We start from the raw sequence: 11,738 nt of genomic DNA, 5'->3' as shown, positions 1-11,738 counted from the left end.
CAGAATGTTTAAATTATAGGCAAGCTAATGCCGTTAATTTTCTGATAAATGTCGAGCGCATATATATCTGTCATACCGCTGATGTAGTCTATTACCGCCATAATACGGTCTTCAAGATGAGGGTTTTGTATATCGTACTGACTTGAAAAGCGACGGATAAGTTGTTTGCTATGAAATTTTTCAGGTTCAACAGCAGCACCAATGAGTGCTTCCATTAGTGTTTCCATAATTTTATAACCAGACAATTCAACGTCAAGTACAGTTTTGCTACTGTATATTTTCTCAACAGAAACCTTTGAACAATGTTTATAGTTATTGCGCTGAAGTGTAGGAATATGGTCGATTAACGAACCTTCAAATGTTCCGTTGAGTATGGCTTCCTCGTTCTCAACGAATACATCTACACATAAAGCTTCGAGTAATCCAACGGCACAAGCGCGGAAATAGACAACTTGTTCGTTCTTATCAGTAACCCCTTCTTCAACAATACGATTACGAATACTCTTCTTTGTTTCTTCATCGAAGAAGCCTAATAATAGTTCGGCAGTTTCTTCAAACGACAAAAGTTTAAGTTTGTGCGAATCTTCGATGTCCATTATCTCGTAACAAATGTCGTCAGCCGCTTCCACTAAATAAACCAATGGGTGGCGAGCGTAAGCTGTTCCGTTATCAGAAACTTGCTTACTGATAATTCCGAGTTCTTTGGCTATCTTCTTGTAAATATCTTCTTCCGATGCAAAAAACCCAAATTTACCATGTTTTCCTGCTAAAGACGAAGATAGAGGATATTTTACAATGCTTGCTAAAGTAGAATAAGTCATTACAAAACCACCTTCACGGCGTCCTAAGAATCTATGAGTGAGCAAGCGGAAAGCATTGGCATTTCCCTCAAAATGGGTGATATCGTCCCAAAAACGTGGACTGACTTTATCTTTTAAATATGCACCAGAGCCTTCTGTAAAGAAAGTTTGTATGGCTTTTTCTCCACTATGACCAAACGGAGGATTACCCATATCGTGAGCATAGCATGCTGTTTGTACGATTGTACCGATTTCTTCAAAAAGCGTTCCTTGTAGTTCTGGGTGCTTTTTTATGAGTTTTCGTGCTACATCATCGCCCAAAGATTTTCCCAATGATGCAACTTCCAACGAGTGGGTGAGACGATTATGAACGAAAACACTACCAGGTAGAGGAAACACTTGAGTCTTATTTTGCAGTCGTCTAAAAGGCGCTGAATAAATAAGTCTGTCGCTATCGCGTTTAAATTCTGACCTATCGTCGTGTCGTAAAGCATGTCGGTCTTCCTGCCCGAGTCGTTTGTTGGAGATAAGATTTTGCCAATTCATCGTAATTATCTAAAAGATTCGCTTACGCAAAAGTACTTAAATTTGGCAAATTTCAGCCTTTTTAGGCCTTAAAATTCATCTATATGCGTATAATTCATTATTTTTGCACATTATTATATAATAACATCATGGTTCAAGTAAAAGTAATAAATAAGGGAAATCAACCCTTACCAACATACGCAACAACGCAGAGCGCTGGCATGGATTTGCGTGCAAATATAGATAATCCCATTACTTTAAAGCCAATGGAACGTCGTCTTGTTCCTACAGGTCTGTATATTGCACTTCCTCAAGGCTATGAAGCACAGGTACGTCCACGTAGCGGTTTGGCATTAAAACATGGAATTACAGTGCTCAATACACCAGGAACAATAGATGCAGACTATCGTGGTGAGTTGATGGTACTGCTTGTTAATTTCTCTACTGAGGATTTTATTATCAATGCTGGCGAGCGTATTGCACAGATGGTAATAGCTCGTCATGAGCAAGCATCGTTTGTTGAAGTAGAAGTACTCGACGAAACAGAACGTGGTGCAGGAGGTTATGGCCACACAGGAGTAAAATAAGAATGGTCTAAAAAATACAGGAGGGATAATAGATTGATATTTTCTTTTAAACAAATCATTGTAAGAGCAACGCTCGTAACAGTGCTTATTGCTATAGCTTTTCAAGCAAAAGCACAAACAGATAATCAGATAACACGCTATAATTATTTCTTTCTGGAGGCGATTCGACAGCAGGAAATGGGTAACTTATCTGCTGCTTTCGACTTGTTACGCCATGCTCGCGACATCAATCCTAAGGCTCCTGAGGTCTATTATGAGATTGCAGGATATTACATTGATATGCAAAATAGCAAGGCTGCACGCTATAACTTCGAGAAAGCGGCAGAACTTGCACCCGACAACGCTTCCTATTTAGAAAAGTTAGGGCAGTTCTATATCTCACAGAATAACTACGAACAGGCATTGGCTGCATACGAAAGACTCTATGCAAACAATAAGACTCGCGAGGACGTTTTGCAGATTCTCTATCAGCTTTATGGTTCACAGAACAACTATAAGAAGATGATTGAGGTTATTGAACGCATGGAATTGCTTTTAGGAACCAGCGAACAGCTCTCTCTTACAAAGATGCAGATATTCGAACAAATGGGTGATAAGCGCAAAGCACAGGCTGAATTGATGTGCCTTGTACAGAAAAACCCATTGGAATTAAGCTATCGAATTATGTTAGGAAACTGGCTTTTCCAAAACGACAAGAAGAAAGAAGCCTTTAAGGAATATCAGTCTGTACTGAAAGAAGACCCTAATAACGCAGCCGCACAACTTTCTTTGCTGGATTATTATAGAGATGCGAAGAACGAAAAGGTGGTGGAGGAACTCACTAAAAAACTGTTAGAGTCGAAGAAAACAGAGAAGGAAACTAAAATGGCACTGCTCCGTCAAGTTATCATAGATAACCAGGCAAACACAACCAAAGACAGCCTTGAAGTAATAAAGCTTTTCGATCGTGTGCTTTCTTATCCTCAAGAAGATGCTGATATTATCATGATGAAGGCGGCTTATCTTAGCTTAAAGAAAGCTCCTATAGATAGTTTGAACAAGGTTTATGAGCAAGCTATCGCCATAGAACCCGACAATTCGCGTGCTCGTATAGCCCTTATACAAAACATTTGGAACGAAGAACAATTCGATAAGGTGATTTCTATTGCACGTCCTGCCCACGAATACAATCCAGAAGAAATGGTTTTCTATTACTTCGAAGGCTTTGCGCAATACATGAAGAAGGAAAACGAGGCTGCATTACAAACGTTTAAGAAGGGAGTAGCACAGATAAAACCAGACAGCGACCCCAATATTGTTTCCGATTTCTACGCTATTATGGGCGATATCCTACACGAAAAGGGACTCGATAAGGAGGCTTTTGAGGCTTACGACAGCTGTTTACACTGGCGATCTGAAAATATTGCAGCACTAAATAATTATGCTTACTATCTGAGTTTGAAGAAAACCGACCTTAAAAAGGCGGAACAGATGAGCTATAAAACAATAAAGAAGGAACCTACAAACCCTACTTTCCTCGATACTTACGCCTGGATTCTCTTCTTGCAAGAACGATATGAAGAGGCCAATATCTATATAGACCAAGCCATTAAGAACGATTCTACCCCCAGTGGTGTGTTGTTTGAGCATGCTGGAGACATCTATTATCATGTCGGAAAACCTGCCGAAGCATTGGTGGCGTGGCAAAAAGCGTTGGAGTTGGGCAATAAAAGCGCAACACTTAAAAAGAAAATAGAATTGAAAAAATACATAGCAGAATGAAAATAAAGAATATATATATTGCCATACTCGCAGCTTTTCTCACGTTAAGCTGTGGAGCACAGAAGTCGGCAGTAAGAGCATCAGGTACGTCTGGTGTGCCTTCTGCATCGTCATCATCGTCTACGCAACAGCAGAAAATGCAGTTTATTCAACGAGTTTCAGATGGAGCGCTTTATCAAAAGAATCTCGTTTCAGAATTAACTTTCACTGTAAATACTGGTAAGAAAGATATTACGGTGCCTGGTCTTCTTCACATGCGTAAGGACGAAGTTATTCGAATACAACTCCTTATCCCCCTTATTCGCAGCGAAGTAGGGCGTATCGAGTTTACGAAAGATTATGTTTTGTTCATCGACAGAATGCATAAGCAGTATGTACAGGCCAAATATACCGATGTCGCTTTCCTTAGAAACAATGGTATTAACTTCTATTCGCTACAGGCTTTATTTTGGAACCAACTCTTTATTCCAGGACAACAGCGTGTGAGCGAGCGCAGTTTATCGCAGTTTAATGTAGACTTTAATGTTGCTCAATCGGGTAACCAACCAGGTATTCCTATCACATTGAACGATGGAAAGATGGCGTATAAATGGATGGCTGAATCGTTAACAGGCTTTATTCGTGGCGCTGAAGCTAAGTATAGCAGTGCAGAACATGGTGTATCTACACTGAATTGGGACTATTCAAACTTCCAAAAGTTCGGTTCGAAAATGTTCCCTTGCTACCACAACGTGGTGATTAAAACGCCTGTTACAAAGGCTCAGAAGGTTATAACAGCAACCTTTGAACTTGACAAACTCAGCGATACAGCTGATTGGGAGAGCTTTACAACCCCATCGTCGAAGTACGAACAGGTAAGCGTAGAAGAAATTTTAGGTAAACTAATGCAACTTTAAATGAAGCGTATATTATTTGTATTGTTGATGCTGACGGCTTGCCTTCTAAGTCCGTATGCACAAAAGCATAAGCGGAAACCAGCAAGAAAGGAAGTAGCAAAGCATCAAATTATAAACAAACAAGCTACAACAAACGAAACTTCCAAGTCGAAGTATGGAAAGAAACAGGCTGAAAAACAATTGGAAGACAAGCACCAGCCTGCAACAAAAAAAGGCAAAAAGCAGCAAGAAGATAAGTATCAGCCAGTGGCAAAGCAAGGAAAGCACCAGGCTGATAAGCACCAACCAGCTGCAAAACAAGGTAAGGGGAAGCAACAGGAACCAAAGCTTACAGCACAACAAAAAAAGGCTGCGGCAGCGTTATCCAAGAAAGGACAGAAGGGTGGTAAGCAACAAATAAAGTATGTTACTACCGAAGAAATAAAAGGATTGCAGCAGCAGAACAAGCAAATACAGAAAGAAATTACAGAGAACGAACACGAACTGAAAGAGAAGCAGAAAGACGTTGACAATAGACTTCAGAAGATTTTGACGCTCGATACCGAGATAGGGCATCAGCAGAAAACCATTGATACCATTGCAACCGATATTAAAAACATCGATGGCAATATTGGTATTTTGAAAGGACAGCTAAAGTCTCTTGAAACGCAATTGGGCGAACGTCGCTCTCGTTTCATTCGTTCTATGCGCTACATGGCACGCCATCGTAGTATTCAAGATAAGCTAATGTTTATCTTTTCAGCCAAAACGCTCACGCAAATGTACCGTCGTCTTCGCTTCGTCCGCGAGTATGCGGCTTATCAAAGAGCGCAAGGAGAACTCTTAAAGCAGAAACAAGCGCAGGTAGACGAAAAGCATGAGCAGTTAGAACATGTACGTGGACACAAGAGTAACCTCTTAGTGAAAGGACGACAAGTACACGCTCAGATGGAAAATAAGAAGGTTGAACAGCAGAAAGTAGTCGCTTCGCTGCAGAACGACCAAAAGGTTTTGCAAACGGTTATATCTGACCGACAAAAGAAACAGCAGGCGATAAACGCACAAATCGACCGACTTATCGCTATCGAAATACAGAAAGCGCGTGAACGTGCAATGGAAGAAGCACGTGCACAAGCAGCAGCTCGTGCTGCAGCAGCCAAACAACGTGCAGAAGAATTGGCTCGAAAGAGAGAAGAGGCACGCCGTGCTGCTGAAGAGAATGCACGACGAATAGCCGAAGCTAAAGCACGAGAAGCAAAGGCAAAGGCCGAAGCTGCGGCCAGAGCTGCACAGTTAGAACGTGAACGTAGGGCTGCTCAAGAAAGAGCAGCACAAGCCCGTCGTGAGGCAGAAGAGGCTCGCCGTGCTGCTGAAGCTGAGGCTTCGGCAAGGAAAGCACGTGAATTGAAGCGTGCAGAAGAGCGTGCGGCAGCGGCTAAACGTGCCGAAGACCAAGCACGTGCAAAGGAAAATTATGAACGTGAACGTGCCGACCAGCAGGCTCGCGAGGCCGAAGCTAATCGTGTAGCAGCCGAGCGTAAGGCAGCAGCCGATAGAGAACGTGCCGACAGAGAGCAGGCTGCAGCCAACAGAGCCAACGAGAATAACTCGCTACTTTCGTCTGCCGACCGTGCTATGACGGGTAGTTTTGCTAATAATAAGGGACGTTTGCCAATGCCTGTTTCAGGACCAATTGTTAAGCGTTTTGGTACTTACAACGTGTCAGGACTATCGCATGTTAAGCTAAGCAGCAATGGTATAGCCATTAAGGCTTCGCCAGGCGCACCTGTTCGAAGTGTCTTCAAGGGCGAAGTAACCAGCGTTTCGCATGTTGGTGGTTCTACTCTTGTGATGGTACGACATGGTGCTTACATCTCTGTTTACCTTAACTTAGGAAGTGTTAGCGTAAGTAAGGGACAACAAGTGGGAACTGGTCAGACGCTTGGAACGGTAGATTCGAGCGGTATCTTCCAATTCCAGCTTCATAAGGAAACTCAAAAGCTGAATCCAGAGCAATGGCTTCGCTAAGCTATACCTTATAGAATAGTATATAAAAACTATAAAGCTAGATAATCGAAAAGGTTGTCTGGCTTTTTTTGTATGTCTCAAATATACGCTCTGAATAATAATTTCGTAAGGGCAGAAGGTGTTTTGGCGTTGACGAATAGATGGGGAATGTAATTTATAATCTAAACTTACTAAATCTTTTTGTTAGATGGAACTTTTAGTGCAGAGGCTCTGCAGTAAGAGTGTTCCTATATGACAGTAATGCTGCAATCGTATAGCAGTAGTGCTGCGGAGCCCTTGCAGTAGCCTTGCAAGACATGTTGGAACTTGCGGTTTAAATCTTTTGTCAGTGGAAAAAGTAATATAAAAAGCGGATATATCCGTTTTGATATATCCGCTTTTCGTGTGTTAAGAATTAAATGTGCGTCTGTTTCGTTCTTCTAACAATCGGGTTTAACTATTAGCGAGGAGAGTAAGTAGCACGTATTGTAATACTTGCTTTCTTCTCTTTGTCAGTTGTATTGAAGGTGCCACCCCAACTATAGTCCTCGCTACTATTTAGACCTACAATCTGGAACACACCCATTGATGACGTCTGAAGACTACCAACAGATGCGTTACAGCCCTTAGCAATGGTTTCAGCACGCTTGTATGCGTCGATGCTGGCATTGTTCAACAATTCCATTTTTAGGTCGTTTAGCTTCGTATAATAGTAGAGTAGGTCGTTGCTATTGAAGTCTACGCCACGTTCATATAGTGAAGATATTTTCTGATACGCCTTTTCTACGATAGGTAAATCGTGTGAACTAATCGTAATATTCTGCGTTACGGCATAGCCTTCGTCAATCTCTATATATCGTTCTTCCTTTGAACTGTATTCGCTGCGAGTCTGTTTGTTAATACTCACACTACTCATTTCTAAGCACGAATCGGGGATATTATTGTTGATGAAAAACTGTTTTACCTGTTTAATCGAATTATTAAACTCGTTATAAGCCTCGGTTTTGGAGAATGAACTACCTTTAACGGTAAGGTTCCACACAATGAGGTCGCTTGTTATTTGCTTTTCTGCCATACCTGTTACTTGGATTTTGTTCTCTCCACGGCGAAAGTTTTGCAGTCCACGACCAACTTGCCAGCAAGATGCAACAGCTGCAGCACCAATGATAATGCCCAGTGCTACCTTTACAATTTCTTTTTGTTCAATCTTCATAATCTATGTATTTATGTTAGTTATTAACTTCAAATGTTTAACGTTCTAATTCGAGTACACGTGTAATATCGAAATAAATCTTTTCTTTATCCCAGTTTTGGCTTTTCTCTCCTAAATGTAATAAATCGCAAGGCAACTTATTTTCGCCAGTCATAATAAGCGACTGACCTTCTATATTCTCTATTTCGAGGTAGTAGTGAATGAAGTTATATTCGTCGCTTACGTAGAGAACACGGAATGGTTGCTCGGCTGTGCCGTTGCCAGTAGCGTTGATGATGTTGTAAATTTGAATCGTGGTGATCAAACAATGGCGTGCTTTCGCTCTGAGTTCTTCCGAGTTTGCAGAAGTAGTTTTGGCATTGTTTAGTAGGATTATAGCCTTAACTATGAGTGCTTCAATGTTCAGTGGGTTTGTTGCAAGCACCTTTTCTGCCAGCTTGAGTGCAGCTGAAGGATTGTCTTTTGACAACTCATTCATCTTCATGACATCTGCCATTTCGCTTCCTTTGCTGATATACGACTGTCCAAAATAGGCGAGAATACCCTCTGGTTTTGTCATTGTTGTATCAATTTCAGGCTGAGTAAGGCGGGTAACAAGTGCTTTTACACTATCCGGGTAAGTCTTTACAGTATGCTCAATCTGCTTCCAATCTACTGGGAAAATAGAGGTGTTATCTTGTGCCATACCACAAAGTGGACACAATAAAAGTAAGAGTTGTAAGATGTATCTTTTGTACATAGTTAAGTATTACTATAAGTTTGGGAGCAAATATACAGTTTTTTCTGCAATGTAATCATACATTTGCAACTTTTTTGAGCTTTCTTTGAAAAATAAATAGCACTTTGAATATCAAACGGGTATGGGGAATAAGTAAATGTGGAGTATGGATCTGTTAAGGGAGTGATAGTGTTTTCGTAGATTGAAATTTTGGGCAAAACAGAATGAAAAGAAGGTTGCTGTGTTGAAGAAGAAGCTCTAAAGGTCTTATATATTAGTAGAAAAACAAGAGAAAACAAAAAGGGGAACGACAAAGAAGCTTGTTCAGCTTGCATTATCGGTCCCCTTTTTGTTTACTATTATTTGCTTTTTATCTTTACTTCACAATTACAAGGAAGTAGTTTTTCTTGCCCTTCTGAACTAGTAAATACTTACCATCGATAAGGTCTTCGGCAGTAATTACCTGGTCAAAGGCTTGCAATTTCTCTTTATTAAGCGATACACCACCACCCTTAACAAGCTTGCGCATCTCGCTCTTGCTTGGGAATATCTGCATACCTTCCTGGTTGAAGATGTCTACTGCAGGCTGTCCGAGTAAGTCTTTAGATACTTCGTAGTGTGGAACATCTTTGAAAACGTCGTTGAAAGTCTGCTCATCAAGTTGCAAAAGGTTCTCTTTGGTAGCTTTACCGAAGAGAATGTTCGAAGCAGCCATCGCCATATCAAGGTCTTCTTGTGAGTGAACCATGCGTGTAACCTCTTCTGCTAAGCGGCGTTGGAGGCTGCGACGGCCTGGATCTTGGCGATGTTCGTCTACAAGAGCATCGATAGTAGGCTTATCAAGCGACGTAAATATCTTTATATACTTCTCTGCATCGTCGTCGCTTACATTGAGCCAGAACTGATAGAATACGTATGGTGTGGTGCGATTGCGGTCGAGCCAGATGTTACCACTCTCTGTTTTACCGAACTTTTTGCCGTCTGCCTTAGTTATCAGTGGACAAGTTAGGCAGTAAGCCTCGGCTTCTTGTCCGAGAGTACGGCGGATTAGCTCTGTACCAGTAGTCATATTGCCCCATTGATCGTTACCTCCGAGCTGCAGTTTTACACCAAATTTCTCATATTGATAGAGGAAATCGTAGCCTTGCAATAGCTGATAGGTAAACTCTGTGAACGAAAGACCATCGCTTGCTTCGCCATTTAAGCGACGTTTCACGCTGTCCTTGGCCATCATATAGTTTACGGTGATGTGCTTTCCAACTGTTCTTGCAAAGTCAAGGAAGGTGAATTCCTTCATCCAATCATAGTTATTAACTAACTCTGCCTTATTGGGGGCATCGCCATCAAAGTCGAGGAACTTGCTAACTTGCTTCTTTATCGCCTCTTGATTATGGTAAAGGGTTGCTGCATCAAGCAAATTGCGCTCTTGACTCTTACCCGATGGGTCGCCAATCATACCTGTTGCGCCACCAATAAGCAGATACGGCTTGTGGCCACATAGCTGTAAATGGCGGAGCATCATAATTCCGCAGAGGTGTCCAATGTGCAAAGAGTCGGCGGTAGGGTCTGTTCCGAGGTATGCAGATACCATTTCTTTCTGTAGAAACTCCTCTGTACCGGGCATGATTTGGGCCAACATACCACGCCATTTTAGTTCTTCAACAAAGTTTTTCATCTATTATTGTGTTTAAAGCCCGCATGGGCTGTATTATTTATATTGTTTAAATGGGGTAAACTTATATTTGTTTAGGGAACTGGGTCGTACCCGCTTCCGCCCCATGGGTTGCATCTTAGTATGCGCCAAATAGCCAATCCTAGTCCTTTAATAGGCCCATGCTTTATGAGCGCTTGCCTTGCATACTCCGAACAAGTAGGTGTAAATCTGCAAGAAGGAGGAGTAAAAGGCGTGATAAACCGTTGGTAAAACAGAATTGGAAGTATCAGTAGCCACGATAACAAGCGCGAAACAGCGTGTAAAACCTTCTTATGAATCATTCTAGAGTAATCTCCTTTCTGTCTGTTTCAATCTTTTCTCCAATGCGTTGAAGTAGGTTACACACTTTGTTTTCTACATCAACAGATGTGTGAAGTATGTTATCAAGCCATATAAAAGCCACTAACATCTCCTGTTCAGGCATTGGTTGCAACTTGTCAAGCAGCATATACTTGTTCTTTCGATATGATTCTCTCACCTGCCGTTTTACTCTGTTACGCTTTACAGCACGTTTAAAGTGCTTCTTCGGTACGCTTATGAGTATCTTAACCTGTGGTGATGTTGGGCATTGCGCGTCGGTACGTTCCTTTATTAGATATACTGCTCGTAAAGGAAAAGCAACCATAGAATGACTATTTCCCCCATTGAAGAGTTGATCAATGAGCAATTTGCTGCATATTCGCTCCTCTTTACACAATGTAAATCTATGGGTAATAGACATTGGTTATTAGCTTTTTATGTTTTAAAAGATTATCCGAGGTAGGAAAATCTTCTATGTATTTTTACTTCTTTTGCTCTTCTAAGAAAGCACGTAATGCACCTGTCATAGAAGGAAACTTTGCTGATGGTGCTTCCAAATCAAGGCGAAGACCTTGGTCTTTAACCTCTTTGGCTGTTGCTGGTCCAAAAGCCGCAATCTTAATATTGCCCTGCTCAAAGTCTGGCAAGTTCTCTTTTAAGGCACGAACACCTGTAGGGCTGAAGAAAACAAGCATGTCGTAATCGAAAGATTGCTTTTCCTCTTCTGTAAGATCATTGCTTACCGTTCGATACATCACACATTCTTTATGTTTCAACTTATTGCTTGTAAGCAGCGATTCAATGGAATCGGTGTGCACAGAGCTTAATGGTACAAGAAATTTCTCGTCCTTGTGCTTTACCATTGTGGGAATCAAACTGTCTATTTTACCAGAAGTTCCAAAGAAGATCTTGCGTTTTCTATATTGTGTATACTTCTGAATGTAGAGCGCAATGGTTTCTATTACACAGAAATACTTCATCGTTTCAGGAATGGTGATACGCATTTCCTGTGCCAACTTGAAGTAATTGTCAATAGCGTGGCGTGATGTGAATACCACAGCAGTATAATCAAGCAAGTTAATTTTCTGCTGACGAAACTCTTTTGAAGACAAGCCTTCTACCTTAAAGAATGGGCGAAACACCATCTCTACACCCAAATCCTTGGCTATTTCATAATAAGGAGACTTATCGCTCCCAGGCTTAGGCTGTGATATTAATATCTTTTTAATCATCGTGTC

11 protein-coding genes are annotated in these 11,738 nt (G+C 41.3%); 4 read left to right on the top strand and 7 right to left on the bottom strand.

Annotation, left to right across the window (positions count from 1 at the left end):
* Positions 1–8: 8 nt before the first annotated feature.
* Positions 9–1,346 (bottom strand): dGTP triphosphohydrolase, encoded by a 1,338-nt coding sequence (gene dgt / locus HXN26_RS02370; RefSeq protein WP_025000394.1) that lies wholly within the window; start codon positions 1,344–1,346, stop codon positions 9–11.
* Between the two features lie 128 nt (positions 1,347–1,474).
* On the opposite strand from dgt, the gene dut reads away from it, so the two are divergent.
* The 4 genes from dut to HXN26_RS02350 are packed head-to-tail and all read left to right on the top strand — an operon-like array spanning position 1,475 to position 6,576.
* Positions 1,475–1,912: a dUTP diphosphatase gene (dut, locus tag HXN26_RS02365; protein WP_025000393.1), complete on the top strand. Its 438-nt coding sequence runs from the start codon at positions 1,475–1,477 to the stop codon at positions 1,910–1,912.
* Between the two features lie 33 nt (positions 1,913–1,945).
* Positions 1,946–3,673, top strand: a complete 1,728-nt coding sequence (locus HXN26_RS02360) for a tetratricopeptide repeat protein (RefSeq protein WP_420541265.1) — start codon at positions 1,946–1,948, stop codon at positions 3,671–3,673.
* Complete coding sequence (gene lolB1, locus HXN26_RS02355; RefSeq protein ID WP_273158435.1) at positions 3,670–4,569, top strand: lipoprotein insertase outer membrane protein LolB1; 900 nt, start codon at positions 3,670–3,672, stop codon at positions 4,567–4,569. The genes HXN26_RS02360 and lolB1 overlap by 4 nt, the downstream gene beginning before the upstream one ends.
* The gene (locus HXN26_RS02350; RefSeq protein WP_273158434.1) at positions 4,570–6,576 is read left to right on the top strand and encodes a peptidoglycan DD-metalloendopeptidase family protein; all 2,007 of its coding nucleotides are present in this window, start codon (positions 4,570–4,572) and stop codon (positions 6,574–6,576) included.
* A 439-nt stretch (positions 6,577–7,015) separates the two neighbouring features.
* Here HXN26_RS02350 and HXN26_RS02345 read toward each other — a convergent pair whose 3' ends face one another.
* The 6 genes from HXN26_RS02345 to HXN26_RS02320 form a co-directional block, all read right to left on the bottom strand.
* Entirely contained in the window at positions 7,016–7,768 is a 753-nt protein-coding gene (locus tag HXN26_RS02345; protein ID WP_273158433.1) for an SIMPL domain-containing protein, read from the bottom strand.
* Positions 7,769–7,805: 37 nt separating this feature from the next.
* Positions 7,806–8,507, bottom strand: a complete 702-nt coding sequence (locus tag HXN26_RS02340) for a DUF4919 domain-containing protein (protein ID WP_273158432.1) — start codon at positions 8,505–8,507, stop codon at positions 7,806–7,808.
* 355 nt (positions 8,508–8,862) lie between these two features.
* On the bottom strand, positions 8,863–10,161 hold the full coding sequence (tyrS, locus tag HXN26_RS02335; protein WP_273158431.1) for a tyrosine--tRNA ligase: 1,299 nt from the start codon (positions 10,159–10,161) through the stop codon (positions 8,863–8,865).
* A gap of 71 nt (positions 10,162–10,232) precedes the next feature.
* Entirely contained in the window at positions 10,233–10,481 is a 249-nt protein-coding gene (gene yidD, locus HXN26_RS02330) for a membrane protein insertion efficiency factor YidD (RefSeq protein ID WP_084472162.1), read from the bottom strand.
* Positions 10,478–10,921 (bottom strand): ribonuclease P protein component, encoded by a 444-nt coding sequence (locus HXN26_RS02325; protein ID WP_273158430.1) that lies wholly within the window; start codon positions 10,919–10,921, stop codon positions 10,478–10,480. Before HXN26_RS02325 ends, yidD begins: the two co-directional genes overlap by 4 nt.
* A 61-nt stretch (positions 10,922–10,982) precedes the next feature.
* Entirely contained in the window at positions 10,983–11,732 is a 750-nt protein-coding gene (locus HXN26_RS02320; protein WP_273158429.1) for a uroporphyrinogen-III synthase, read from the bottom strand.
* Positions 11,733–11,738 lie beyond the last annotated feature (6 nt).

The organism is Prevotella aurantiaca, from assembly GCF_015262605.1.
Classification (GTDB): Bacteria; Bacteroidota; Bacteroidia; order Bacteroidales; family Bacteroidaceae; genus Prevotella; species Prevotella aurantiaca.
Note: the sequence above shows the minus strand (reverse complement) of the source record. Positions and strands in the feature narration are given on the sequence as shown.